General features: G+C 64.0%; 28 protein-coding genes. 13 read left to right on the top strand and 15 right to left on the bottom strand.

The features are described 5' to 3' along the window. Positions 1-31 precede the first annotated feature (31 nt). Positions 32-1,498 carry a peptide MFS transporter gene (locus BJ994_RS17035; RefSeq protein ID WP_167995598.1) on the top strand — a complete coding sequence of 489 codons (1,467 nt, stop codon included), beginning with the start codon at positions 32-34 and terminating at the stop codon, positions 1,496-1,498. 98 nt (positions 1,499-1,596) lie between these two features. Here the strand turns inward: BJ994_RS17035 and BJ994_RS17030 are convergent, their stop codons facing one another. Together BJ994_RS17030 and BJ994_RS17025 are read right to left on the bottom strand one after the other, a co-directional pair. Further along, the gene (locus tag BJ994_RS17030; protein ID WP_167995597.1) at positions 1,597-1,749 is read right to left on the bottom strand and encodes a hypothetical protein; all 153 of its coding nucleotides are present in this window, start codon (positions 1,747-1,749) and stop codon (positions 1,597-1,599) included. A gap of 126 nt (positions 1,750-1,875) precedes the next feature. Then, positions 1,876-2,553 carry a DUF559 domain-containing protein gene (locus BJ994_RS17025; RefSeq protein ID WP_209066987.1) on the bottom strand — a complete coding sequence of 226 codons (678 nt, stop codon included), beginning with the start codon at positions 2,551-2,553 and terminating at the stop codon, positions 1,876-1,878. A 467-nt stretch (positions 2,554-3,020) separates the two neighbouring features. Between BJ994_RS17025 and BJ994_RS17020 the strand changes: the two genes are divergently transcribed. The 3 genes from BJ994_RS17020 to BJ994_RS17010 all read left to right on the top strand — a co-directional run bounded on the left by BJ994_RS17020 (position 3,021) and on the right by BJ994_RS17010 (position 6,669). Further along, a complete protein-coding gene (locus BJ994_RS17020; protein WP_167995595.1) occupies positions 3,021-3,545 on the top strand; it encodes a hypothetical protein in 525 nt (174 codons plus the stop codon). 137 nt (positions 3,546-3,682) lie between these two features. Then, complete coding sequence (pgm, locus tag BJ994_RS17015) at positions 3,683-5,314, top strand: phosphoglucomutase (alpha-D-glucose-1,6-bisphosphate-dependent) (RefSeq protein ID WP_209066985.1); 1,632 nt, start codon at positions 3,683-3,685, stop codon at positions 5,312-5,314. Between the two features lie 26 nt (positions 5,315-5,340). Then, complete coding sequence (locus BJ994_RS17010) at positions 5,341-6,669, top strand: uracil-xanthine permease family protein (RefSeq protein ID WP_167995593.1); 1,329 nt, start codon at positions 5,341-5,343, stop codon at positions 6,667-6,669. Between the two features lies 1 nt (position 6,670). Here BJ994_RS17010 and BJ994_RS17005 read toward each other — a convergent pair whose 3' ends face one another. From BJ994_RS17005 to BJ994_RS16995, 3 genes are read right to left on the bottom strand one after another with little or no spacing between them, the layout of a single operon-like run. Beyond that, positions 6,671-8,131 carry an arylsulfatase gene (locus BJ994_RS17005; protein WP_167995592.1) on the bottom strand — a complete coding sequence of 487 codons (1,461 nt, stop codon included), beginning with the start codon at positions 8,129-8,131 and terminating at the stop codon, positions 6,671-6,673. 56 nt (positions 8,132-8,187) lie between these two features. Then, positions 8,188-9,219 carry a LacI family DNA-binding transcriptional regulator gene (locus tag BJ994_RS17000; RefSeq protein WP_167995591.1) on the bottom strand — a complete coding sequence of 344 codons (1,032 nt, stop codon included), beginning with the start codon at positions 9,217-9,219 and terminating at the stop codon, positions 8,188-8,190. A gap of 10 nt (positions 9,220-9,229) precedes the next feature. Beyond that, positions 9,230-10,465, bottom strand: coding sequence for a Gfo/Idh/MocA family protein (locus BJ994_RS16995; protein WP_167995590.1), 1,236 nt, complete (start codon positions 10,463-10,465; stop codon positions 9,230-9,232). Between the two features lie 274 nt (positions 10,466-10,739). Between BJ994_RS16995 and BJ994_RS16990 the strand changes: the two genes are divergently transcribed. From BJ994_RS16990 to BJ994_RS18495, 5 genes are all read left to right on the top strand, one after another. Continuing rightward, positions 10,740-11,987, top strand: a complete 1,248-nt coding sequence (locus BJ994_RS16990; RefSeq protein WP_167995589.1) for an ABC transporter substrate-binding protein — start codon at positions 10,740-10,742, stop codon at positions 11,985-11,987. A 64-nt stretch (positions 11,988-12,051) separates the two neighbouring features. Then, positions 12,052-13,002 (top strand): carbohydrate ABC transporter permease, encoded by a 951-nt coding sequence (locus tag BJ994_RS16985; protein WP_167995588.1) that lies wholly within the window; start codon positions 12,052-12,054, stop codon positions 13,000-13,002. A 1-nt stretch (position 13,003) separates the two neighbouring features. Then, positions 13,004-13,855 carry a carbohydrate ABC transporter permease gene (locus BJ994_RS16980; protein ID WP_167995587.1) on the top strand — a complete coding sequence of 284 codons (852 nt, stop codon included), beginning with the start codon at positions 13,004-13,006 and terminating at the stop codon, positions 13,853-13,855. Positions 13,856-13,928: 73 nt separating this feature from the next. Beyond that, a complete protein-coding gene (locus BJ994_RS16975; RefSeq protein WP_167995586.1) occupies positions 13,929-14,621 on the top strand; it encodes an aspartate/glutamate racemase family protein in 693 nt (230 codons plus the stop codon). Between the two features lie 162 nt (positions 14,622-14,783). Beyond that, on the top strand, positions 14,784-15,791 hold the full coding sequence (locus BJ994_RS18495) for an aminoglycoside phosphotransferase/kinase family protein (protein WP_167995585.1): 1,008 nt from the start codon (positions 14,784-14,786) through the stop codon (positions 15,789-15,791). Here the strand turns inward: BJ994_RS18495 and BJ994_RS16965 are convergent. After that, positions 15,772-17,166, bottom strand: a complete 1,395-nt coding sequence (locus BJ994_RS16965) for a dihydrolipoyl dehydrogenase family protein (RefSeq protein ID WP_167995584.1) — start codon at positions 17,164-17,166, stop codon at positions 15,772-15,774. The two genes, BJ994_RS18495 and BJ994_RS16965, sit on opposite strands and share 20 nt — an antisense overlap. 56 nt (positions 17,167-17,222) lie before the next feature. Here BJ994_RS16965 and BJ994_RS16960 point away from each other — a divergent pair, with 56 nt between their 5' ends. Then, on the top strand, positions 17,223-17,816 hold the full coding sequence (locus tag BJ994_RS16960) for a class I SAM-dependent methyltransferase (protein WP_245192315.1): 594 nt from the start codon (positions 17,223-17,225) through the stop codon (positions 17,814-17,816). A gap of 6 nt (positions 17,817-17,822) precedes the next feature. Here the strand turns inward: BJ994_RS16960 and BJ994_RS16955 are convergent, their stop codons facing one another. Genes BJ994_RS16955 through BJ994_RS16925 form a run of 7 tightly spaced genes read right to left on the bottom strand, consistent with a single transcriptional unit; the run spans position 17,823 to position 21,890 of the window. Further along, on the bottom strand, positions 17,823-18,266 hold the full coding sequence (locus BJ994_RS16955; protein WP_167995583.1) for a MarR family winged helix-turn-helix transcriptional regulator: 444 nt from the start codon (positions 18,264-18,266) through the stop codon (positions 17,823-17,825). After that, the gene (locus BJ994_RS16950; RefSeq protein ID WP_167995582.1) at positions 18,263-18,481 is read right to left on the bottom strand and encodes a hypothetical protein; all 219 of its coding nucleotides are present in this window, start codon (positions 18,479-18,481) and stop codon (positions 18,263-18,265) included. Before BJ994_RS16950 ends, BJ994_RS16955 begins: the two co-directional genes overlap by 4 nt. A 32-nt stretch (positions 18,482-18,513) precedes the next feature. Beyond that, on the bottom strand, positions 18,514-19,305 hold the full coding sequence (locus BJ994_RS16945) for a glycerophosphodiester phosphodiesterase family protein (RefSeq protein WP_167995581.1): 792 nt from the start codon (positions 19,303-19,305) through the stop codon (positions 18,514-18,516). A 21-nt stretch (positions 19,306-19,326) separates the two neighbouring features. Next, complete coding sequence (locus BJ994_RS16940) at positions 19,327-20,133, bottom strand: HAD family hydrolase (protein ID WP_167995580.1); 807 nt, start codon at positions 20,131-20,133, stop codon at positions 19,327-19,329. A gap of 54 nt (positions 20,134-20,187) precedes the next feature. Further along, positions 20,188-20,415: a zinc-ribbon domain-containing protein gene (locus BJ994_RS16935; RefSeq protein ID WP_167995579.1), complete on the bottom strand. Its 228-nt coding sequence runs from the start codon at positions 20,413-20,415 to the stop codon at positions 20,188-20,190. A gap of 21 nt (positions 20,416-20,436) precedes the next feature. Beyond that, positions 20,437-20,964, bottom strand: coding sequence for a YbhB/YbcL family Raf kinase inhibitor-like protein (locus BJ994_RS16930; protein ID WP_167995578.1), 528 nt, complete (start codon positions 20,962-20,964; stop codon positions 20,437-20,439). Continuing rightward, positions 20,961-21,890, bottom strand: coding sequence for a PfkB family carbohydrate kinase (locus BJ994_RS16925; protein ID WP_167995577.1), 930 nt, complete (start codon positions 21,888-21,890; stop codon positions 20,961-20,963). Before BJ994_RS16925 ends, BJ994_RS16930 begins: the two co-directional genes overlap by 4 nt. A gap of 93 nt (positions 21,891-21,983) precedes the next feature. On the opposite strand from BJ994_RS16925, the gene BJ994_RS16920 reads away from it, so the two are divergent. Continuing rightward, entirely contained in the window at positions 21,984-22,139 is a 156-nt protein-coding gene (locus tag BJ994_RS16920) for a hypothetical protein (RefSeq protein ID WP_167995576.1), read from the top strand. Next, positions 22,099-22,731 (top strand): polysaccharide deacetylase family protein, encoded by a 633-nt coding sequence (locus BJ994_RS16915; protein ID WP_167995575.1) that lies wholly within the window; start codon positions 22,099-22,101, stop codon positions 22,729-22,731. The genes BJ994_RS16920 and BJ994_RS16915 overlap by 41 nt, the downstream gene beginning before the upstream one ends. A 32-nt stretch (positions 22,732-22,763) precedes the next feature. Here BJ994_RS16915 and BJ994_RS16910 read toward each other — a convergent pair whose 3' ends face one another. Continuing rightward, positions 22,764-23,219: a PGPGW domain-containing protein gene (locus tag BJ994_RS16910; protein WP_167995574.1), complete on the bottom strand. Its 456-nt coding sequence runs from the start codon at positions 23,217-23,219 to the stop codon at positions 22,764-22,766. 46 nt (positions 23,220-23,265) lie between these two features. Then, a complete protein-coding gene (locus BJ994_RS16905) occupies positions 23,266-24,123 on the bottom strand; it encodes an alpha/beta hydrolase family protein (protein ID WP_167995573.1) in 858 nt (285 codons plus the stop codon). Between the two features lie 43 nt (positions 24,124-24,166). On the opposite strand from BJ994_RS16905, the gene BJ994_RS16900 reads away from it, so the two are divergent. Continuing rightward, positions 24,167-25,255, top strand: a complete 1,089-nt coding sequence (locus BJ994_RS16900; RefSeq protein ID WP_167995572.1) for a GTP pyrophosphokinase — start codon at positions 24,167-24,169, stop codon at positions 25,253-25,255. Positions 25,256-25,258 lie beyond the last annotated feature (3 nt).

Raw genomic sequence — 25,258 nt, 5'->3', positions numbered from 1 at the left:
AGTCCGAAATGTGACTGGCAACATGGAGTAAATGAGTACAACTCCAGGTAGTACCGCCAACCCGGCGGAAAAGACATTCTTCGGTCATCCCCGGATGCTCGCCCACCTCTTCAGTCTTGAGGTCTGGGAGCGGTTCTCGTTCTACGGAATGCAGGCCATCCTTGCCCTCTATATGTACTTCGAGGTTACCGACGGCGGTCTGGGCATTGAGCAGTCACTCGCGCTCACCCTCGTTGGCGCCTACGGCGGAAGCGTCTACCTTTCCACAATCCTCGGCGCCTGGCTCGCCGACCGGATCCTCGGATCCGAGCGGGTCCTCTTCTATTCCGCAGTCATGATTATGCTTGGCCACATCTCGCTGGCAGTGCTGCCCGGCGCCGTTGGACTCACAGTCGGTCTTGCCCTAGTCGGAATCGGATCGGGTGGCCTGAAGGCAAACGCTACCTCGCTCGTTGGAACCCTCTATAAAGAGGGCGACGAGCGCCGCGACGCCGGCTTCTCGATCTTCTATATGGGCATTAATCTTGGGGCTCTCTTCGGTCCGCTACTCACCGGGTACCTCCGAGACACAGCCGGTTTCCACTGGGGCTTCGGGGCTGCCGCTGTGGGTATGGCCATCGGCCTCGTCCAGTATTCATTCGCTCGGAAGGGATTCTCCGAGGACGCCCACATCGTTGAGAACCCACTTCCGCGCTCTCAGTACGGACGCTGGATTGGTATCGCCGTGGGCGCCGTCGTTCTGATCGCGATCGCCCTCATGCTCGGCTGGATCTACCCGGGCAATCTCGCGACCATTATGGCCTGGGCTGCGATCCTTGCTGCGGTCGCCTATTTTGTGATCATCCTGACCAACAAACACGTTTCGCACGTCGAACGTCGACGCGCGACTGCGTTCATTCCGCTGTTCATTGCCGGCGCGGCGTTCTGGGCGTTATACCAGCAGCTGTTCACGCTAATCATCGTGTATTCGGAAGAGCGCGTGGACCGTATTGTGTTCGGCTTCGAGATCCTGCCGGAGTGGATCATTTCGTTCGTGCCGGTGTACGTCATCGTGCTTGCGGCCGTCTTCGCTGCGCTGTGGACCAAGCTCGGCGACAGGCAGCCGTCTTCGCCGTTGAAGTTCGCCTTCGGCCTGATCGGCATCGGCATCGCCTACCTGATGTTCCTCCCGTTCGCGGGTGGCGGGGCAAACGCCACACCGCTCATTGCCATCGCGCTGATTTTGCTCGTCTTCGTGATCGCCGAGCTGCTCATCTCGCCAATCGGCCTTTCCGTGGCGACCAAGCTCGCGCCGAGCAAGTTCCGCACGCAAATGGTCGCCTTGAACTTCCTCTCGATCTCGCTCGGAACGACACTGTCCGGCATTCTCGCGAGTAGATACGATCCGGAGAACGAGGGCGCTTACTTCTCGATCCTCGGCATCACGATCGTGGTGCTGGGCGGCGTGCTGATCGCCGCAACCCCGGCCATCAAGAAGCTGATGAGCGGCGTTCGCTAGCTTTCACCCATTACGACGACGACGCCCTCCTTTCGCTTGGGGGCGCCGTCGTCGTTTTGTGCCTGGTCAGTTTGGTGCACGGTCAGGTTCGTGCCCGGTTAGGAGCCGTCGTCGTCGTTGGTTTCGGTTTCGTTTTCCGGCCTGGGGCCGCCGTAACCGCCCTCGTCCAGGGCGTCGGCCCTGCCTGCGTCCTTGTTCTCGGCCTCGTTCTCGGTCTCGCCGATCTCGTCGCTGGTGGGGTTCTCGCTCATGACACAACCTTTCGTTGACGGTGTTCCCAACGTACCGCCGCTTCCAGCGCCCGCACTAGGGCCTTTTCACGCCCTCCCCTCCATCGAGCGGCCACTTATAACCACGTTCCCGTGAAAATTCCGTCATTAGTGGCCGCTCGATGCAGTTGCAGAGCGGATCGCGGTCCTGATCCGTCCGATTGAAGCATTCACGGCACCATCCGCAAGGTGTTTCTTGCTGAATTTGAGCACTGTCCATCCCAGCGCGCGCAGCCTGTCGTCGCGATTGATGTCGCTGTGCCACTGATCGGCGTCGAGCAGGTGATGTTCGCCTTCGTACTCGATGGCGATTTTCAGCTCCCGATACATGAGGTCAGGCCTAGAAAACCTTCGCCCACGTGGGTCAAGGATCCATTGATTGACCTCCGGCTCGGGCAAACCGGCGTCGAGAATCAACACTCGCAGGCGGGACTCCTGCGGCGAATCGACACCACTTCTCAGGAGCGGCAACGCCTCCCTCGCTAGGACAATCCCTCGGGAGCCGCGGCGTCGTTCGATCACCTCTGCAAGTTCCTCGATGCTCGACAGCGGATCCGGCACGTTCAGGTCGCACCGACGGCGAGGTGCATCCTGCCGCCTCAGAAGGGAATCGCCGGCGGCCACCAACTCTTCCAAAGAAAGCGACGGCGCCAGGTCCGTCCATGTCCGGGCAGGCGTTGTGACAGCGATGCCATAGATTTCGACGACGTCGCGGGGCAGCAGCGGCGCACGATGCCCGACGACGCCGGGACGCCGGGCACGGTTACCGCCTCGCCAACGGGTCAAGTGCAGTTGCTCGTCCTCCTCATGACGGAAGGGAAGCGAGACACCCCAGAGCCTCGCTGCTGTCCCGTGGCTTGCCGCGTCGGGGCTAGCGAGCCTCGTGAACGGAGCCGCCCGGTCCAACAGCGACAGCGTCTCGTTCTCAATGAGTCGAATGCCGCGGCTTGGAGCGAAAAGGTCGGCGCGACGCAACCTGTTGTAGGGAATCCCCAGTTCAAAGCCTCTTCGACTGTGAAGGAAAACCTGCCCTGAAGGGACAAGGAAGAAGTGGTCATTCCTTCATAGTGCCGTCGACACAGGTCGCGATAGTCGTTATCCACAGGGCAAAGCGGCGCGGCATGGCCAACACCGAATCGAGCGGCCACTTATGACCGCTTTTCGCGCGGGAAGACGCTATTTGTGGCCGCTCGATTGCAGTGGACGGGCCGCGCAGGCTAGCCCTCATCGCCCGCGGGGAGGAAACTGGAGTTATGGGGAAAACCGCGCGTGCCGTCGTCGTCGTTCTGGGTTTGGTACTCCTTACCGGGTGCGGCACTCCGGGCGGTCTCGTCGGAACCCCCTGTCCGGCAATCGCCTGGTCCAACCTTCTCACCGTTCAGCTCGAAGGTGACGCCCTAGCGGTCGAAGAGGTACAGGCCTGCGTAGACGGCGACTGCTCGGTGCCGGCGCCACGGCCGGTGCAGCAAGATACGCCGCCGGTGGAGATCCCAACGCCTCATCCGAGCGGCCGGTCTGTCGAAACCGAATCCGCACCGGGCCCCTCCGATAAATTCACGGGCCAGATCATTTCCTCGACCGCCACCCGCGTGGAGCAGAACCGCTGGGGGATCAACTACGACATTACGGCGCCGGAAGCGGTGACCGTGCGCGCGCTCGACGCGGCTGGAAACGTCCTCGCCGAGGACGAGTTCGCGCTGGACTGGGTGCGGACCGGCGGCTCGGAAGAGTGCGGCGGACCGATGGAGGCCGGCCCGGTGACGCTCACCCTGCCGTAGAAACGTCATCGAGTGGGCGCTGAGAACCAGCTACCGCCGAAAAACACGTCGTCGGCGCCCGGTCGACGCAGGAGCGGGAACAGTCACGATTCGGAAAGTGTGCGCCCCACAGCACCCGAAATGGCATGCTTGGTCCCATGGCTAATCGAGCAGGAACCGTTGCCCAACCCAGCGACCTCATTGACGTAAGCGCCCTCCTGGACGCCTATTTCGACGTCGTACCCGATCTCAGCGACCCGGCTCAGCGCGTGGCGTTCGGGACTTCGGGCCACCGCGGCTCTTCGTTGAAGTCCTCCTTCAACGAAGGACACATCGCAGCGATCACGCAGGCGATCGTCGAATACCGCGCAGGCCAGGGCATCACCGGTCCACTGTTTATGGGACGCGATACCCATGCCCTCTCCGAACCAGCGCAGAACACCGCCCTCGAGGTTCTCGCCGCAAACAATGTTGCGGTGCAGATCGATGCGCGCGGCGCCTACACACCAACGCCTGCACTCTCCCACGCCATCCTGGCCTACAACGGAACGCGCACCGATCAGGCGGACGGCATCGTCATCACACCGTCGCACAATCCCCCGGCCGACGGCGGGTTCAAGTACAACCCGCCCCACGGTGGCCCCGCCGATTCGGACGCAACAAACTGGATCGCCTCCCGCGCCAACGAACTCCTCGAAGACGGACTGCGCGGAGTCAAGCGCATCCCGACCGCCCAGGCACTCCAGGCCAGCAGTGTAAGCACCTACGACTTCCTCCAGCACTACGTCGAGGACCTTCCCAACGTGCTCAACCTCGAGGCGATCCGCAGCTCCGGCGTGCGCATCGGCGCAGACCCGATGGGTGGCGCCGCCGTGGATTACTGGGGCGCGATCGGCGAACGGCACAATCTGGACCTCACCGTCGTGAACCCGACGGTCGACCCGCAGTGGGCCTTTATGACGCTTGACTGGGACGAGAAGATCCGCATGGACTGCTCCTCCCGCTTCGCCATGGCGTCGCTGATCGAGAAGGCCGGCAGTTTCGACATTTCCACCGGGAACGACGCCGATGCGGACCGACACGGCATCGTCACCCCCGACGGCGGCCTGATGAATCCCAACCACTACCTCGCCGTTGCGATCGATTACCTCTACCGCAACCGGCCGCAGTGGCGTTCGGACGCGATGGTGGGCAAGACCCTCGTGTCGTCGTCGATCATCGACCGCGTCGCAGCGGACCTGGGCAGGACGCTCGAGGAAGTGCCGGTTGGTTTCAAATGGTTCGTTCCCGGGCTGATGTCCGGTCAGGTGGCGTTCGGCGGCGAGGAGTCCGCCGGTGCGTCCTTCCTCCGTCACGACGGTTCGACCTGGAGCACAGACAAGGACGGCATCCTCCTCGCGCTGCTCGCATCCGAGATCACGGCGGTGTCCGGGCGCACTCCGTCCGAGCAGTACGAGGGCCTCACGCAACGCTTCGGCGCTCCCGTCTACGCGCGGATCGACGCCGCCGCCACGCGTCAGCAGAAAACGGCGCTCGGCAAGCTCTCGCCGTCGGACGTTACCGCCACCACGCTCGCCGGGGAGGAAATCACTGCCCGGCTGACAGAAGCGCCGGGGAACGGTGCTGCCATCGGCGGACTGAAGGTCACCACCGAGAACGCCTGGTTCGCGGCCCGGCCGTCCGGCACCGAAGACGTCTACAAGATCTACGCCGAATCCTTCCTCGGCGAAGACCATCTGAAGCTGGTGCAGGAGGAAGCGAAGGCGCTGGTGGACGGCGTCATCGCCTAGCGCACCGGAATACTAGGGTTGATCCCATGAGCAGACTCGGAACCAACTGGACGCTGCACGGAGACGGCCGCAACGTCCGGGCCGGGCAGTACGTCGCGCCGGATGAGCGGCTGAGCTGGCCGCGGACCATCGGGATCGGCGCGCAGCACGTCGTCGCAATGTTCGGGGCCACGTTCCTGGTCCCGCTCCTTACGGGTTTCCCGCCGTCGACAACGCTGCTGTTCTCCGGCGTCGGCACCCTGCTGTTCCTGGTCATCACGGCCGGAAGGGTGCCGAGCTACCTCGGTTCCAGTTTCGCATTCATCGCTCCGATTGCGGCGGCGCAGAGCCAGCACGGCCCGGCGGGCGCGCTGGGCGGCGTGGTGATGGCCGGCGTCGTCCTCGCCCTCATCGGACTGGTGGTGCACCGGGCCGGCGCACGCTGGATCCAGGTGCTCATGCCGCCCATCGTCACCGGCGCGATCGTGGCACTCATCGGGTTGAACCTCGCGCCCACGGCCAGGGCCAGCTTCGAGCAGGCACCCCTGACCGCGCTCGTCACAGTTCTGGCCATCCTGTTGGTCACGGTGCTGTTCAAGGGAATCCTCGGCAGGCTGTCCATCCTCATCGGCGTCCTAATCGGCTATCTGGTTGCGGCGATCAGCGGCGAGGTGGACTTCACCGCCATCAACGACGCCGCGTGGTTTGGTCTTCCTCCATTCCAGACTCCCGAGTTCCACCTCTCCGTTATCGGACTGTTTGTCCCAGTAGTGCTGGTACTGGTGGCCGAGAACATCGGGCACGTGAAATCGGTTGCTGCCATGACCAACCGCGACCTCGACCCGATCACCGGCCGCGCGCTCATGGCCGATGGCCTCGCGACCATCCTCGCCGGTTCCGGCGGTGGTTCGGGCACTACAACGTATGCGGAAAATATCGGTGTGATGGCGGCGTCGCGCGTATACTCGACGGCTGCATACTGGGTGGCGGGCATCATCGCCATCCTCCTCAGCCTCTTCCCGAAGTTCGGTGCCCTCATCGCAACCGTGCCGGCGGGTGTACTGGGCGGGGCCGGCGTCGTTCTTTACGGCATGATCGGCATCCTCGGCGTGCGGATCTGGGTTCAGAACCGCGTGGATTTCTCCAACCCGATCAACCTCTCGACGGCGGGAGTTGCCCTGGTGGTGGGCATCGCCAACTTCACCTGGACGGTGGGCGACCTGACGTTCGAGGGAATCGCCCTGGGCACGGCCGCAGCGCTGATCATCTTCCACGGAATGAGTGCGATTGCCCGCGCACGCGGCAGCGAGCACGTCGCGGGCCCGGACGAAACCGAGTCAGAGGACCACGGGAGCAAGCCCTCAAAACTGGGCTGATTCAGAGGACGGGCTTGGGCACACGGGAGAGGGCGTTGAGCGGAGTCCGGCCGGCGACCAACCGGCCGTCCTGCACATAACCCTCTTCGCGATCCCGCAGGTAGTCGATCAACCGTCCGCGCCACTTCTCCACTTCGGAGGCGCGGGCCGGATCCCGGACCAGGTTCGTCGTCTCCTGCGGGTCTGCCTCCAGGTCGAAGAACTGCTCGCGACCCTCCCCGGACATCCAGACGAACTTGCGCTTCCCGTCGGTCACCCACTGCAGTGACTGCCCCAACAGGGCGTGTTCCCCGTGCAGGTCCTCCCGCCACTGAACCCGCTCGCCCTGCAAGAAGGGCACCAGGCTCCGGCCGTCCACCGTGTCCGGGATGTCCGCACAGGCAAGTTCCAGCACGGTGGGCATGATGTCACGGAGTTCGACGACGTCGTCAACCACGGTCCCGCGCCCGCCATACCCCCGCGGCGCTGAGACAAGCAACGGAACGGACGCCGACCCCTCGTACGGGAAGCCCTTCCGGTACATGTCGTGGTCGCCCATCATGTCGCCGTGATCCGAGGTGAATATGACCACCGTGTTCTCGCGCAGGCCCATCTCCCACAGCGCCTCGAGGAACCGGTTGACCTGCTGGTCGATGTGGGACATGTGACCGTAGTAGCCGGCTTTCGCCCGGTGGTGGGTCTGGGCGTCCTGCCGCCCGACGAGAGCGTTGTGGGCTCCGTCGCGCCGATGCTCGGCGTAATCGTCCATCCAGTTCCCCGTGACCGGCTCCGCAAGCGGACCATGAACGTACTGGTCAAAGGCCCACTGCGGCGGATCCAGTGGGGAATGCGGGCGGTGGAAGGACAGATACAGGAAGAACGGCGCTGTGGGGTCCCGCCGGTACAGCCACGAGATCGCCTCCGTGGCGATCCAGTTGGTTGGGTGCAGCGCCTCCGCCTTATCCCACGGCCGTGCGACCACGGAATTGCAGTTCAGCCCGTTGTCGGTGTAATCCTCCACCGCGGTGGCCCCCGCCTGGGCCTGTAACCACGGCAGGTAGTCGTCAATCTCGCGGAAGTCACGCCTATTACGACGCCGGGCGGCATGGAGATAGCCGTCGTGCAGCCGAACGTCGTCGAAGCCGATCCGGGAGCGCTCGGGATAGACGTGCATCTTGCCGATCGCCTCGGTTTGGTAGCCGGCGTTCCTGAGTTCCCGCGGAAGTGACACCGGGTGCGCCTCATCGAAGTTCACGCCGTCGCTGTAGCCGACCCGCCCGTGGGCCTCCTGGGACTGCCCGGTCATCATCGCCACCCGTGCCGGCACGCACGTTGGAGTTGCCGAGTATGCGCGGCTGAACCGGGTGCCGCCGTCGGCCAGTTCGTCGAGGTAGGGAGTACGGACCACCGGGTGGCCTGCAGCGGACAGGCAATCGCCCCGCCACTGGTCGACGCAGATCAGGACGATATTGGGACGGTCCACGACACTCCTCACGCTCAGCAGATGGAGTACACCTTACGTTGGTGGGCAACCGGGACTTAGAAGGAACACCCGCAGGAGCGCCGCACAATGAGTTCAGTCCCGTAGACGTGGTGGCCCTCGGGAGCGGGCTCGCCGCGGCGAGCGGAGCCCAAAACGGAGACAGCTTTCTCCGCCATGTCCTGGACGGGCTGCTTCAGGGTGGTCAGGGGCGGCCAACTGAACTCCGACTCCGCCGAGCCGTCGAAGGAAACTATCGCCACGTCGTCGGGCACTGATAGTCCCAGCTCGTGGATAGCCCTCAACATACCGACCGCCTGCATGTCCGAACTGACAAAGGCGGCGGTCGGCCGCCGCTTTCCTTCGAACATCCGGCGCCCGGCGCTGTAACCACCTTCACGGTCGAAGGTTGTCCGGACGATAGGGCCCTCGGACAGACCCGCTTCCGTGAGCGCATCCAGCCAGCCCAGCTCACGCTTGTCGGGAATTGCGCCTGCGAGATAACCGATGACCAGCCCAATGTCGGTGTGACCGTGGCCGATCAGGTGCCGAACACCCCTTGCTGCCCCCGTCTGGAAGTCGACACCGATTGTCGTGACGTCCGGCCAGGGCGTGAAGGCATCCAGTAGGACCACCGGGATGTTGCTGCCCTTGAGCTGGCTCAGGTCGGGCTGTGCCGAGCCCGTCGCCAGAAGCACGCCGTCAACCTGCCTGGCACGGAAGTTCCGAAGCGAGCGTGATTCCGCTCCCGTCCCGGCGGAGGAATTCGACGTCAGCAACGCAAATCCCTGGTCCGCGGCGGCCTCCTCGACCGCACGGGCCATGTCCGCGTAGAAAGTGTTTGTATTGCTGGGGATCACAAGCCCCAGCATCTCCGCAGAACCGAGTTTGAGCGCACGGGCCGCCGCATTGGGCCGGTACCCCAGAACCTCGATTGCGTCGATGACTTTCGCGGCAGTGGCCGGAGCCACCCGCTTTGGTCCGCCGTTGACAACGTAGCTCACGACAGCCGAACTGACGCCCGCGTAGCGCGCAACATCCTGCCTTGTTACCCGCGAATTTGCTGTTGGTGCGGGCGCCAGTTCCGTCATGATCTTCCTGTCAACTGCCTGCGTATGCTGGCTCTACCCTATCCAAAGGCTGTGACGGAGCGTCACCGAAGTCCGGGATGTCCAGGCGAACGCCGCCCTGCAGCGCAGACTGGTGGGCGATGATGCCCGGGAGCGTGTAGCGGGCGGCAACCCAGGCGTTCACGGTAGGCAGGGTGCCGTTGTTGGTCGCGGTGACGAAATCGTCCACGAGGAAGTGGTGGCTGCCCTCGTGTCCGTTGGGAACTCCGCGGAATTCCTCGGGGAGGCGGCCGGCGTCGTGCACCTTCGCAAGACCCGACATGAAGGCATCACGCAGTTCAGGTGCAACGTTGGCCAGTGCGGGGTCATCCTCGGCCATGGTGGGACGGGATTCAACGAGGTCCGAAACGTCCTCGACCCCCGTCTTGTCCTGCCAAACCGCGACCTTGGCAAGTTGCTCGAAGCTTCCTTCGGTACCGAAGAAGCGGAAGCGTGATTCGCGGATGTGGCTCGGGTAACCAACCCGGCGCATCTCATTGACGCGCATGGTCCCGCCGTCGGCAAGCTCAAAGAGCGCTGACGCGTTCGAGAAATCGTTCTCGAACATGCTGACCGACTTGTCGAAGACACCGTCGCCGCGGTCGTCCTTCACTCCGAGGCAGCTCACGCTCACTGCGTGGGTGGGAACCGCGCCGAGGACACCCCCGATGGAGTGCGTCGGATAAAGCATGGGTGGGTAGCTTGCGGTCTTCTTCCACTCAGCGCCGCCCGAGTACTGGTACGCCTTGTAGAAGCCGAGGTCCATGTCATGGACGTAGTCGCCCTCCGAATAGAACACCCGACCAAACTTGCCTTCTGCGAACTGGTTGCGGGCATAGACGGTGGCCGGGTTGTAGTAGCTCGTCTCCCCCATCATGTAGGTGAGACCGGTTTCCCGGACCGCCTCGATGATCCGGCTGATCTCTTCCTGGCTGATCGCCATGGGAACCGCCGAGTAGACATGTTTTCCGGCGCGCAAAGCGGCTTCCACCAGGGGGCCGTGAGTCCAGCGCTGGGTGAAAATGGCGACGGCGTCGACGTCGGAAGCCAGCACGTCATCGAAGTTGTCGAATACACCGTCAAGCTGAAGGCGCTCGTTCAGCTTCTCCGCGCGCTCCGCGAGGACATCGGTCACATGGACGCGGGATACTCCTGGGTGAAGCTTGAAGAGCTTGGCGAACTGGCCTGCGAACTGGCCTGCGCCAATGATCCCGATTGAGATGGGCATGGTTGCCTTTCGAATTGTCCGGCCGTGTTGCCGGTGGCAGATGAGGGTTTTGGCCGGGGCCTGCAAACGAGTTTTCCACTCCTATCTACACGAGTCAACACTTTTGGCAATCTCTTTGTAAACCCTTGTGTCTCGGTAGCTACACGTGTAGATTCACTAGCACTGTGTTAGCTGAGTCACAAACTTGGAAAGCTCTGCGGTTGAGTTACGTCCGCACCATCCGCCGCCTCTCAGGCTGGCCAGTACCCATCCAACCAAAGTGAAGGATCAGACAATGAAGTCACGCATAGCTCTTATTGGCTCCGCTGCAGTCTTCGCCCTTACCGTTTCCGCGTGCGGTGGGGGTTCAGGAGATTCCTCTTCTGAAGCGATCGAGTTCCAGACCGGCCTCGCGGTTGATGCCAGCCAGCGGCCAGTCCTTGAGGAGCTCACGGGTGAGTTTGAGGACGCAAACCCCGATATCGACATCGACCTCCGTCCGACCACTGGTGAGTTCGAAAAGGACATTAAGGTTCGTCTGGCCAGCGGCGACGTTCCCGACATCTTCTGGACCCACGGCTGGTCCCGGGACCGCTACAGCGAGTTCCTCGAGCCCCTCGGTGGGCAGCCATGGGCTGAATACTTCAACCCCTCCCTTGAAGCTGCGATGAAGACCGACGACGGCGAGTTCTTCGCTCTCCCCGTCGACACCGACATTGCGGGCATCATCTACAACGCCACCGTTCTCGGGGCTGCCGGCGTCGCGCCTGAGGACATCACCACCTGGGAGGCTTTTGACGAGGCCGCCCAGAAGGTGCTGGACAGCGGAGCCACGCCGATCTCCGTAGGCGGCAAGGACGAATACTCCGGCAACGTCGCCGACTGGATCGCGCCGGGTGCCTTCAACGAAGAAGAGCTTGCGCAGATGGAAGCAGGCGAGTTCGTCGCCGAGAGCTACTCCAACGCAATGCAGCCCATCGACGAATGGCGTGAGAAGGGGTACTACAACCCTGACTACGTTTCCGCTACGGGCGACGATATGGCGCGGGCGTTCGCGGAGGACAAGGCAGCGTTTGCCTTCACCTCCAACTCGTTGGTGAAGAACGCGTTGGCCTACAACCCGGACGCGCAGCTCGGCTTCATCCCCGTACCCTCGCTCAACGATGAAGGTCCCTACCTCATTGGCGGCGAGCGCAACGCCTACGGAGTGGCCAAGGACTCGGACCAGAAAGAGGCCGCACTGAAGTACCTCGAGTTCCTTGCGGAGCCGGAGAACCTCTCCAAGCTCGCTACTGCATTCTCTGCAACTCCCGGCCTCACCAATGCCGAGTCCGATCTCGGCGCTCTCCAGACCAGCTTCGAGACCTACGTCGACGGCGGCGAATACCCGCTCGTGCCCTACTTCGACCGCGTGTACCTGCCCAACGGCATGTGGGACACCATGGTCACCACTACCGATGCGCTGATTACCGGCCAGAGCGATCCTGCCGGCGTCACGGAACAGATGGCTGCGGACTTCAGCAGTCTGTTCGGCCAGGAATAACCGATCTGCCGGGTAGGGGCGGCCCGTCCCTACCCGGCAGGCAGGCAGGAACATCGGAGACTCAATGACTGAACTACTATCGGGAACCGCCAAGGCCGCTCCCAGCACCCGACAGTCACCGCCACAGGGACTGCACCGTCGGAAGAAGCCCTTCAAGGGCGCTGCCGTCAACTTCCTCTATCTGCCGGCAGTCATCCTCATGGCTGCGTTCACCGTGTATCCGCTCATCGCCGGCATCGGGATCTCCTTCACCAACTGGAACGGCTACAGCGCCGCCCGGGATATCGTTGGCATCGAGAACTACCTGCGGCTGGTCGAGGACGAAATCTTCCGCACGGCGCTCCTCAACACCTTCATCTACGGTGTAGGCAGCACGGTGATCCAGCAGATCCTTGGACTTGCGATCGCCGTCGCGCTGGATCGGAAGATGCGTGGACGCAGCGCGGCGAGAGCTATCATCTACCTGCCGGTCCTCGTATCCCCCGTGATCATGGGCACCATGTACTACCTGCTGTTCCAGTACAACAACGGTGCATTCAATGACATCGTGGTGGGACTGGGCGGCGAACGCGTGGCTTGGCTCAGCGACGCGAACACCTCCATCTTCATCATCGTCGCGGTGAACTCGCTGCAGTTCGTCGGTATCTCGATGATCATCTACCTGGCGGGGCTGCAGTCCATCCCCGGGATGTACTACGAGGCATCAACCCTGGACGGCGCCACCAAGGCGCAGCAGTTCATGCACATCACGGTTCCGCTTCTGCAGCCTGCCTTCGCCACGAGCATCGTTCTGAACCTCATTGGCGGTTTGAAACTGTTCGACGTCATCCAGGTGATGACCGGGGGAGGTCCGGGGTACGCCACGCAATCGGTATCCACCCTGATTGGCAAAACCTACTTCGACAACCAAAGCGCCGGGTACTCGGCAGCAATGGGCGTGGTGCTATTCCTCATCATCGTTGTGTTCACGCTCATCCTGAACACTCTGCTCAACCGTCGCCGACTGGAGGCCTGAGATGATCACCCACGAAGACCGGAGCGTCACCAAAAAGAACCGGCCAGTCGCCGTCGTCATCGGCGTTGCGCTGATCCTTATGGCGTTGCTGCAATTACTTCCCTTCTACGTCACCTTGACCACGGCTTTGAAGGACCGAACTGACCTCAGTTCGCAGTGGATCCTCCCCTTCAACAACCTGTTCTTTGAGAACTTCGCCATCGCGATCGAGTCCGGGAACATTCTTCAATCGATCGGCAACAGCGCGCTGATCACACTGGTTTCGACGGCGCTGACCTGCCTGATCGGTGCGCTCGCGGCCTATCCCCTTGCCCGCAGGCGCACAGCATTCAACAAGGCGGTCATGTTTCTGATTGTTGGGCTCATCATGATTCCGCCGCTCAGTATCCTGGTGCCCCTGTACACATTGCTTAGTGACCTGGGTGCACTGAACACCTACTGGGGTGCGATCCTGGTGATGATCGCCTCGCATCTGCCGCTGAGCGTGTTCCTGTACGCCGCGTTCATGCGCACCATCCCGCTTTCGCTCGAGGAAGCGGCCACGATCGACGGCGCGGGCATCCTCCAGGTGTTCTTCCGAGTAGTTTTCCCTCTGCTCAAACCCGTCACGGCAACGGTGGCGATCCTCACGGGCGTGGGGATCTGGAACGAGTACGCGCTCTCGGTGTTCATCCTGCGAGAGCCCGAGATGCAGACGATTGCGCCCTCCATCGCTGCGTTCTTCTCAGCACAGTCGAACAACTTCGGTGCAGCAGCTGCAGCCTCCCTCATGGCCGTGCTACCTGTGCTGGTGGCATACCTCTTCCTTCAGAAATGGTTCATGAAGGGCATGGTCGCAGGTTCGGATCGTTAGCCATCCGACACGGAAGGGCGTCTCACACTGCGTGGACGCCCTTTCGTCGTCTGAGCGCTGCAATGATGGGACCATGTTGCGAATCGGTCTGCTCGGCGGCATGAGCTGGGAAAGCAGTGCGGAGTACTACCGCCTGATCAACGAACTGGTGAAGGATCGACTCGGCGGCCTCCACTCAGCAGACTGCCTCCTGCGCTCCGTGGACTTCGCCGCCATCGAGGAACTGCAGGCGCGGGGCCGCTGGGAAGAGGCCGGGCGCGTCCTGGCATCCGCGGCCGCTGACCTGGAGGCAGGCGGGGCTGAGCTGCTGGTGCTGTGCACCAACACCATGCACAAGGTGGCGCAGGCAATCGACGCGGCCGTAGACATCCCGTTCATCAATCTGATCGACGTCACGGCGCGGGCCGTGCGGTCCACCGGCACGACGACGGTCGGCTTGCTCGGCACGGCGTTCACCATGGAGCAGGACTTCTACCGCAACGGGCTCGCGGCGCACGGACTTACAGTGCTGACGCCGGGCCCGGACGACCGCGCCGTGGTTCACCGCGTGATCTATGAAGAGCTCTGCCGGGGAATCGTCGCGGATGCCTCGCGCCGCGAGTACCAGCGCATCATCAGGGACCTTCAGAATCGCGGCGCGGAGGGCGTGATCCTCGGCTGCACCGAGATTGAGCTCCTCGTATCCCAAGCCGACGCCGACCTGCCGCTTTTCCCGACCACGGCCCTGCATGCCCGGGCGGCCGTGGACGCGGCGCTCGCAGGGTGACGCGGCGTCGTCGTCGTCGTCGTACGGAATGGTGCGGCTTTCGTTCAAGTGCCTCCGAAAGCTGGTTGTTTCAGCACGGTTGACCTGCTACAGGGAACGGTACAAAAGGGTGAAAGACGCACCGTACGGTTCCGCTGTGGCGGGTGATGACACAATAATCCAGTGACCGTTCCCGCACAGCACCCCGTCCAGCTGTGGGCCAGCGCTGCCTGGCGGTCGCAGATCCAGATGTGGATCACGCAGGTGCTCGAAACGTTCAATATCGCGCAGACCGGGCCCCTGAGTGATCCGCGCATCCGGTTCTGGTCTGCGCAGGTCACCGTCCCGACCGATCACGGCAAGATGTGGTTCAAGGAGAACAATCCGGGTCAGTTCCAGGAGGCCTCGATCGTGGCGGCGCTCGCCGAGATCGCGCCCGATCACGTGGTTTCACCGCTGGCGATCGAACCCACGAGAGGGTGGATGATCTCCCCCGACCACGGTGCAACGCTCGCCTCGCTGGACTCGACGGACTATGCGCTATGGGCACGCGTCGTCACGGATTTCGCCGCGCTTCAACAGCAGGTGGCACCGCACGGGAAGAAGTTGGCGGACGCCGGGCTTGCCTTGATGGAGCCCAAGATCGCAGGGAACTTCGTCAGCAATCAACTCCTCCTGCACACCGGCTTGCCCCCGGAGCACCCCTTGCACCTCGACGCCGAATCAGCGGACCGGATCTACGCCGCTGTTCCGCGCATCGAAGCGGCGGCCGCACAGCTCAACGCACTCGGTGTTCCACTCTCACTGGACCACAATGACCTGCACGCCAACAACGCGTTCATCCCCGGCGCCAGCACGGACCCGCTACGGTTCTTCGACTTCGGCGACTCCTACTGGGCGCACCCGTTCAGTTCGCTCTACGTGCCGGTGGGCGCCATGCTGGAGAGCTGGAACGTCCCGGCCGATGACCCACGGATTCGACGCGTCATCGCTTCCTACCTGCAGCGTTGGACCGGCTACGCGCCGCTGACGGAGCTTCGGGAGGCGCTCGAGCCCGCGCTGCAATTGGGCCGGCTGAACCGTTACGGGTCCTGGTTGCGCCTGTTGATTCACGCCGACGACGCCTCCATGGAAGAGTACGGCCCGCACGCCCTGCACTGCCTGCGGACCATCACCGACCCGGTGCTCTGAACCTCGTCCGGATCTTCGCCGCCAGTCGCATGATCCGCCGCACAACGGGCTTCCGCAGGGTGGCGCTCGTCTCGGCAATCGCGGCGTTCCAGAGGCCGTCGTTATAGGTGGGATATGCGTGAGTCACCGAAGTCAGCGCCGAGGCCGACGTCTTCAGTTTCACCGCAAGGCTGATCTCGCCGAGCGTCTCACCGGCACGCGGCCCGACGACGGTGCCCCCGACAACCCGGCCGCGCCGGTCGAGCACAACCCGCGTGAAGCCTTCCATCCGGCCCTGCGCAACCGCGCGGTCCACATGCGTGTGCGGGATAGTTTGCGAGCGTGCTCCCGCAAGATTCCCGACGGCGGCAACCTCCGGGTCGGTGAAGGTCACCCTCGGATTGTGTGATGGGAGAGTGCGGAACGGCCCGACGACGGCGTTGGTTGCCGCGATACTCGCATGGACGCCCGCGGTGTGGGTGAAGCGCGGATTCGCGGTGACGTCGCCCGCCGCCCACACGTTCGGCAGGTTCGTCCGAAGGTGCTTGTCGGTGATGATGCTGCCGCGATCATCCAGCGCCATAGCGGAGCCATCGAGCCACGCGGTACGTGCAACCCGTCCGGTCCCGACCAGGAGGTGGGTGAAGGGAATCGTCCGACCGTCCGTCGTCGTAAGTGTTCCTCCTGCACCGCCCGGTTCGATAGAGGCAGCCCGGCTGCGAGTAAGCACGGTTACGCCGTCGGTTTCAAGGGAGCTGCGCACGATGGCGGACGCATCCGGGTCCTCGCGCGGCAGCAGCCGGTCGCCCGAGTGGATCAGGGTTACCTCGGAACCGAGCCGCGCGAAGGCCTGGGCCAGTTCACAGCCAACCGGACCGCCGCCGAGGACAGCGAGTCGTTCGGGCAGCTCGCCCAGTTCCCAGACGTTGTCATTGGTCAGCACCTGCACGCGCTCAATACCCGGGACATCCGGAATCCGGGGTGAGGAGCCGGTAGCGATCAGGACGTTGCGGGACGGCAGCTTCTCACCGTCGCAGGAGACCGCGCCTTCCGAGTCCAGAGTTGCGTGGCCCTTGCGCACCGTAACCCCTGCTTTCCGGAGCGCATCCGGTGAATCGACCGGCTCGATGTGGCGAATCGCAGCGCGCACGTGGTCCATCACCCGCGGGAAGTCAACGCGCGTCTCGGCGTGGATGCCCAACGCGCTACCGGCCCTTGCCTCCGCTGCGACCGACGCTGCGGAGATCAGCGCCTTGGAGGGCACGCAGCCGGTATAGAGGCAGTCGCCTCCGGTCCGCTCCTCCTCAATCAGGAGCACCTTCGCGCCGAGCGCTGCTGCCGTTTGTGAACCGACGATGCCTGCTGTCCCGCCGCCAATCACGACCAGATCCCACATTCGCTTCCCCTTCCGTTTCGGCTAGCCTTTCACCCACACGAACGGGAGGAAAGCCGTTGGACCGCTACGAGCACTTTGCACCCTTCTACAACGCACTCTCCGGCGAGTGGCCCGTGTACTCCGCCGGACGCGAAGCGGGAATTCGTGCACTGGGGCTTAGGGCCGGCATGACCGTCCTGGATCTTGGCTGCGGGACGGGCCTGAACTTCCCGGGGCTGCTCTCCGGAATCGGCGCAACCGGCCGGGTTATCGGCGTCGACGGAAGTCCCGCAATGCTGGCCCAGGCCCGGCGCGCCCGGGGAACCGGCGTCGATCTGGTCTGCGCCGATCTCACCTCACCGCTCCCCGGTCTCCCGCGCGTTGACGCCGTCATCACCACGTATGTTCTCTCGCTCATTCCGGCGTGGCGGATGGTCTGGGAATCGGTAGTCCGCCCGCTCGGTCGCCGAACGCGGGTCTGCATTGTGGACATGCAAAGGCCGAAGGGTGCTTATGGGCTGCTCTCACCTCTGGCACGGGCGGCGTGTGCGCTGGGCGGCTCGGACATCGACGCGCATCCCTGGACAGTTGTGGAGGAGGAGTGCGACGACGTAGTCAGCGCCTCCGCGCGCGGTGGCCACCTGCAGATCCGGGCCGGGACGCTGCGCTGAACGCGGTCAGGCTCGCTGGGTTGCAGCGATGACCTGCGCCATGGTGGCGTTGAGGTCCTCCACCTGTTCGCGGGTCAAACCCAATTTGGCCATCATGGTACCCGGCACGGAGAGGGCTTTCTGCCGCAGCTCCCGCCCGGCAGGCGTGAGCTCGACGGCGAGCGCCCGCTCGTTTCCCGCCACCCGCTGACGGGTGAGCATTCCGTTCGCTTCGAGGCGCTTCAGCATGGGCGAGAGTGTTGCCGGTTCCATGGCAAGCGCTTCGCCGAGCTCGCGGACTGTGCGCGGACTCTTCTCCCACAGCGCGAGCATCACAAGATACTGGGGGTGGGTGAGGTTCAACTCCTCGAGTACCGGCCGATAGGCGCCAATGACGCTGCGGGAGGCAACCGAGAGCGCAAAGCAGAGCTGCCGCTCGAGGAGCAGGTCCTCCTCCTGCGAGACGCTCATGCCCGTCCATCGCTCACGCGCGACACCAGATACGTTGACCCGTCCGAGTTTCGGACCACATCCCACTGCTGCAGCTGCTTCTGACGCTCGCGGTGGGCGGCGTCGTCGACATACTGCACCGGCCCGCCGAGGGCGCCCTGGTCTGCCGGGCCGAAGACCATGCGCAACTTTCCGGTGGCTTTCATCAGCCGCTCGGGCCAGGAGTTCTTCGTCATACACCTATCATAGTGTACGAATAGTTAGTGCACTAATTGTACTGCGGCCAAGCTCCCCACGCCACCATGACCTCGGCGAGGAGATCGGCGCGGTCAGACACCAGCCCGCTCGCGCCGTCGTCGAGCAATTCCTCCATGGTGGCCCTGTCATTGATCGTCCAGACGTGCACCGGCACTTCCGCCTCGTTGCACCGTCGGATGAAGTTGCGGTCGGCAACCCGAAGTCCACGGAACCGCAGCGGAACCTGAACGCAGTCCACACGGGCCAGTTTCGCGATCAGCCGCGTGAGCTTCAGCGGGGACAACGCCTTGATCAGGGCATTGACCGCCATACCAGCCGACGACGCCGTGGGCCGGCTGAGCTTCCGCAGCACCCGCAACCGACGCCGGTCGGAGAACGCGGCGACCAGAACCCGGTCGTGGACACCGTGCTTCTCAACGAGGTCAGCGAACGGCTGGATTGAGGAGTCGTCCTTGATGTCGATGTTGAGTCTTACGCCTGGCCAACGTTCCAGGACTTCCTCAAGCGTGGGAATGGGCTCACTTCCCCGGACCCTGACCGCGCTCAGCTCCGCCAGGCTGTGGTCGGCGAGCCTGCCGCTGCCGTCGGTCACGCGCTCAAGGCGCTCATCGTGAAAGACCATGACGACGCCGTCGCGCGTGGTCCGCACGTCGATCTCCAGGTACGCGAAACCCAGGTCCAGTGCGGCCGCCATCGCGGGCAGGGTGTTTTCCCTGCCGTCTGGTGCGAATCCGCGGTGTGAGAGGGCGATTGGCCGCTGCGCGCCGTCGGGCCCGGGATTGTCGAAGTAACGCTTCGGCACTTCAGCGACCTCGAACCCGTCTCAGGCTGACTTCAGCGAGGTCAGGCGCTCCTCCAGCACCTGGGCGACGCCGTCGTCGTCGAAGGCCGGCGCGCGGAGATTAGCCGCTGCGAGCGCCTCCGGGTGACCGGAGGACATTGCATACCCGTGTCCGGCCCAACCGAGCATCTGGACGTCATTCGGCATGTCACCGAAGGCAATCACGTCCTCCTGCTCGATCCCAAGGCCTGCCGCATACTTTGCAAGCGTGGCCGCCTTATTAATCCCGGGAAGGCTCATCTCGAGCAGTGGCATATTAGGCGCGGAATGGGTGGTGGCGACCAGGTGCTCGACGGCGGGCGCAACCCCGTGCAGGAATTCATCCGCGGTGATGTCCACCTCGCGGGCCAGGAACTTGATCGCGCCGTTGCCGTTCAATGTTTCGTTGAGCGGGCGCGGCTCGAGACCGCCGAGCAACTCGATTGATCCGGTTGGAGCGAATCCCGGCTCGATGAGGAAGTCATCCATGGTCTCCGCCGCGAAGGTTGCGGCCGGGTAGAGCCCGCGGATGATCTCCTGAGCCTTGAGGATGCTTTCGGCGTCCAGCAGGTCCGCCGAGAGGACTTTCTCTTCACCGAGATCATAGGTCAGCGCTCCGTTTGAGCAGATCACCGTGCCCGTGAAGCCGAGCTGCCGAAGCGGATCCAGCCACCGGGGCGGCCGCCCCGTAACGAACACAACCTCGACGCCGGCGGCCAGGCATGCCTCGAAGGCGCGGACGGTGCGGTCGGAAATTTGACCGTTGTGGCCGACGATGGTGCCGTCCATGTCACTGGCGACCAGGCGCATGCGCAGAACTCCTTGCGTTGTAGGACTCAAGCCTACCCAAGCGCCCTGAAGGACCTAGACGAGGGCGTCCTTCTCGCCTTTCGACAGCTCGCTCGTGACACCACAGTAAGCACAGGTCCGCGAGTACTTGCGGCTCGTGGTGAACAGCGGGATGAAGAACAGCGTGAACTTCGTTGCCCGCTGATCAATCCGCTGGGACGCGTGCTGGCCGCAGTTTGGGCACACGGCCTGCCTGCGGGAGAGCTCCTTGACGGCGGTCTTGAATCCAAACAGAATCAGCATGGCGTGCCTCCCGGGCTGGGCTTACTGCTCGTAGGTGCCGATGATACGCGCGCGTCCAAGGGTATGGGAGAAAAGGTTGAATCCGAGGTAGGCATTCGAAGCTTCCGCCGGTATGTCCAGTCGCTCGACGTCCACCGCGTGAACCACCACATGATAGTGATGTGGGCCGTGACCTGCGGGAGGGGCGGCGCCCACGAAACCGGGGAAGCCGCCGTCGTTCTTCAACTGCACGGCGCCTTCCGGCAGTCCCGCGCCGTCCTCCGTGCCGGCACCGGATGGCAGCGACGTGATGCTCGCGGGAATGTTGAAGACCGCCCAGTGCCAGAAGCCGCTGGCGGTAGGGGCATCCGGGTCATAGACGGTCACGGCGAAGCTCCTGGTGCCCTCGGGGAAGCCGCCCCAGGAGAGCTGCGGTGAGACGTCGTGTCCGCCGGCACCCATCCGGCCGGAGGCGTGCTTGATGTCGAGCGGTTCATTGTGCCGGATGTCCGAGCTGGTGAGGTCGAAAGAAGGAACGTCGGGAAGATCTGCGTAGGGGTCGCGGGTCATGCGTATTCTCCTTGTACTTTGAGTTCGTCTCGGGTTGGTGGATTGGCGCCGGCGCGGGAGACGGTCACCGCCGCAGCTGCAACCGCGAACGCCAGCACGCCCTGTACCTGTTCAACGGACACGGAGTGCAGCTCATTCCTCCGCTGCGCGCCGTCCAGCTCCCGGTCCACCAGTGCGCTCAGCAGCGCGGCCATGAACGAATCCCCCGCACCCACGGTGTCCACCACGGGGACTGACGGCGCGGCGACCTCGCACTCACCGCGTTCGACCACGGCCCACGGGCCTTTGGAACCGCGCGTCACGACGACGACGGCGGGGCCCAGCGACAGCCAGCGACGGGCGGATTCGCGCGGGTCGCGATCCGGGTACAGCCACTGCAGGTCCTCATCGGAGGCCTTGACGATGTCCGCGAGGGCGACGAACTTTTCCGCCTGTTCCCGCGCATAGTCGGCGTCCTTGACGATGGTGGGCCGGCAGTTCGGGTCATAGCTGATGGTGGCAGAGGGCCGGGCATGCCGGACGGCAGCGAGAACATCCTTTGCTCCGGGCGTCAGCATCGAGGCGATGGATCCGGTGTGGACCAGAGTGGTTCCGTTGAACAGGAATTCCCGCCGGCTCAGGTCCGGCAGTTCCCAGGCGAGCTGAAAGGTGTAGTTGGCTCCGCCAACCGGATCGAGACGGGCGGAGGCAACGCTGGTGGGAAGGGAGTCCGGAGCCAGCGGCGTCAGCACCGAGTTTTCCGATAGGTGCGCGCGGATGCGGCGACCGAATTGGTCCTCGCCGTACCGGCCAAGGAACTGGGTGGGGTGGCCCAGCCGGGCGAGCCCAACGGCAACGTTCAGCGGGCTTCCTCCCACATGGGCGCGGGGCGGCGCGGTGTCGCTGATGACTTCGTCAATGAGGGCTTCGCCAATAACCGTGAGCACCGATTCAACCTAGCATTGGGTCCTGACAGTCACTTGGGAGCACTGTCATCGAAATCTGCGAGCGGTCTTCTCGGGACGTTATCGTGGTGGACATTGAATCTTCTGGAAGGGGGACTTGTGCAGGACCGCGCCGACGGGAACCCCGAGCACATCCCCGAGCACATCCAGCCCTCCGCCGTCAGCGGCGTCCGCTCCCCCGCTCGTGCGGGTGCCGGCGCCGCAGAACGTCATCACGGGTTTGCCCGGTGAGGGAAACCTCCTTGCCTGGACGGTCGACGACGGCACGGACCCCTCGGTCGTCGCCGCGTACGCCGAGTTCGCCGCGACGACAGGAGCCCGCCTGACTCTGTTCGCGACCTGCATGTATCCAGCCTGGGAACGGAACGTTCAGGCACTCAAGCCACTTGTGGACAGCGGTCAGGTGCAGTTGGGCAACCACACCTGGAGCCATCCGGATCTCACATCGTTGACCCATCAGGGCGTCGTCGATGAACTGCAGCGCGCGCACGACCGGATCGGTGAGTTATTCGGCGTGGACGCCCGACCGTTCTTTCGTCCGCCCTACGGTTACTACAACGAGCACGTTCTCCAGGCCGCCGCCTCCATCGGTTACACCACCCCAACCCTTTGGTACGGTTCGCTGGCGGACTCGGCGCTGCTAACGGAACAACAAATCATTGACAACGCCAAACAGTGGTTCCTCCCACAGCACATTGTCATCGGCCACCTGAACTTCGACCCCGTTACCCGTGTGTTCCCGGAGTTGCAGGCGCTGATCCGTGAACGTGCGCTCACTACCGTCACCCTCAACGATGTATTCTCCAGCAATTTCCATCCATAGGCGGTGCGGCATGTCCACTAAGCAAGTCCGCATCAAGAAGTTTGTTTAGGCGCTTCCCTAAACCGGCGGATGCTGTAGACCAGCAGAACCAGCGCGATCACGGCCGACAGGACCAGGCTCAGGCCCGTCCCCCACCCGCCGGGCAGCCACCACCGCTCATCCAGCGGCCACCAGCCCGGGGCGGGCGGCTGCGTCATCCAGATGATTCCCACCGTCATGAACGCGAAGGCGCTCAACGCGCTGACAGCGATGCGCGGCCACGTCTTCACACCGATGCGCGCTGCCTGGAAGGCCCGCTCCTTGATCGGGTGCAGCCGCCGCTCAGCCCACGCGTACTGCTGGGACAGCACCGCCAGTCCGCCGACCACCATCAACAGGCCGGGACCGGGCAACACCAGCGCTGCGATTCCGAGCACAACAAGGGTCCAGCCGAGGATTTCCAGGCCGGTGCGATGGGCAGCCCGATGGAACCGGGATCGCGCACTCATCTGTGCAGGATCCCACATTTGTCTGAAATCCCCATGTTCGACAGGTTCAGGCCAGCTGTTCCACGGCGTCAACGACGCGCTCCCAGGCGTCGGTACCGGGCGTGATCATAGCGAAGTGGTCGCCGGGGATGAGCATCAGTTCCGCTTCGGCTCCAGCCGCAACCGCGGCCTCGACATAGGACTCCGACTGGCTCAGCGGTACGGTCGTATCTTCCTCCCCGTGCAGCGCAACCACCGGAACCGCCAGCGGGATGGCGGTCACCGGATCGGCAAGCCGGTACTTGTCCCCCTCCGGCTCCCCCAGCAGATTCTGCACCGCTCCGCTGCCCAGTCGTTCCTCGTACGCCAACTGCAGGTTCAGCACGCCCGATTGACTGACGACGCCGGTCAGCGGCACCGCCGGAGTGCCGGCTCCTGGCGCTCCGGACGGAAGGGACGCCCGCCCCGCCGCCCACACCGCAAGGTGGCCACCCGCGGAGTGGCCGAGCGCCGTCGTCGTACTGATGTCGAGGCCGTGCTCCTTTGCTGCTGTGGAGAGCAGGTCAATTCCTGCCGCGATGTCCTCGAAGGTTTCCGGCCAGCCGCCGCCGTTGCCGGCCCTGCGGTACTCGAGGTTCCAGCAGGCAAAACCGCGTGGGGTGAGGTCCTCCGCGAGCGGCACACCGAGCTCGAGGGAGTACTGGCTACGCCAGAAACCCCCGTGAATGATGACGACGACGCCGCGTGGCTCCCCCTCCGGCAGGTACAGGTCCGCGAACTGGCTGGGATCACTTCCGTAGGTATAGCGCATGGGTTCCTTCCTCGCACCGGCAGGCGCCGACGGTTGGGTGGGACCGCACCCGGAGAGGGCGGCTGCGGAGAGCAACGCCCCGCCGAGGACTGCGCGCCGCGAGAGGTCGGTCATTCTTCGTAGCGTAGCCGCTGTCCGTGGCGGATGTTTAGATGGGTTGGTGAGTACGTGGGAAGAACTGGATGAGCGGCTGAGGCCAGCGGTCCAGGAGAGTGTCAGCGAGTTTGAGCGGGTGCGCCCGGCGCTGGAGGCTGTCACGCGTGAGGTCCGCGACAGCATCCAGGAAATCTTCACCGGAACGGACCTGCGGCCGCTGTTCGTCACGGCGCGCACAAAGTCGGTCGAATCCTTCCGCGACAAGGCCTCGCGGATGCTCAGCGACGGTGACGGTCCGCCGTCGCTCGTTTTCCCGGACCCGCTGCGGAACCTGACGGACCTGGTGGGTGTCCGGGTCATCACCACGCTGCCGCACGAAGTGGATATCGCGGCGAATCTCATCAAGCGCCAGCGCCACGAGTTCGACTGCCGGGGTGACCGGGAGAAGGACATCGGCTCCATTGAATCGGGCACGTACGGCTATTCCAGCCGCCACCTCATCCTGCGGACCATTCAGAACGACGCCGTCCGCACCTACCAGCAGCTGCTCGGCTCTGACTCCGGCAGCTACATGTTCGAGACGCAGATCCGCACCGTGCTGGCACACGCCTGGTCCGAGATCGAGCACGACATCCGGTTCAAGTCCTTCAACCCCAAGGCGTGGAGCCCCTACTTCGACCGGCAGTTCACCGCCACCGCAGCCATGCTGGAGAGCGTCGAATCCACCTTCGCGGACCTGCATTCCCGGTATGAGAAGGTGACCGGATTCTGGGATCCCGAGGGCGAGGGCAGCGTGGAACTCACCCCCGACCGCATCCGGGAAGTCTGGCAAACCCTGCTCCCACACGTTGACCGGAAGTCGGATGACAACTGGCGCTGGGCCGCCGAGCTCCTCTCCGCCCACGGGATTACGACGACGACGGCCCTCGCCTCCCTGCTCCAGGCCGACACCATCACCTCGGTCCGGCGCGCCCTCGACCACCGTTACTCGCCGGGGCCGGACCGGCTCCTCGACGACGTGCTGCTGTGGAACTTCGGCGAACGACACATCGAGCTGACGGCAAATGCACCGGAAGCGGGCACGTCGCGGAGGGACAGCCTGCTGAGGCGCTACCGGCAGATCCGGAACTTCCGGGCGCGGGAAGACTGAGTG

It is taken from the genome of Arthrobacter pigmenti (genome assembly GCF_011927905.1).
In the GTDB taxonomy this organism is placed as follows: domain Bacteria; phylum Actinomycetota; class Actinomycetes; order Actinomycetales; family Micrococcaceae; genus Arthrobacter_D; species Arthrobacter_D pigmenti.
This window is presented reverse-complemented; position numbering and strand designations above follow the sequence as displayed.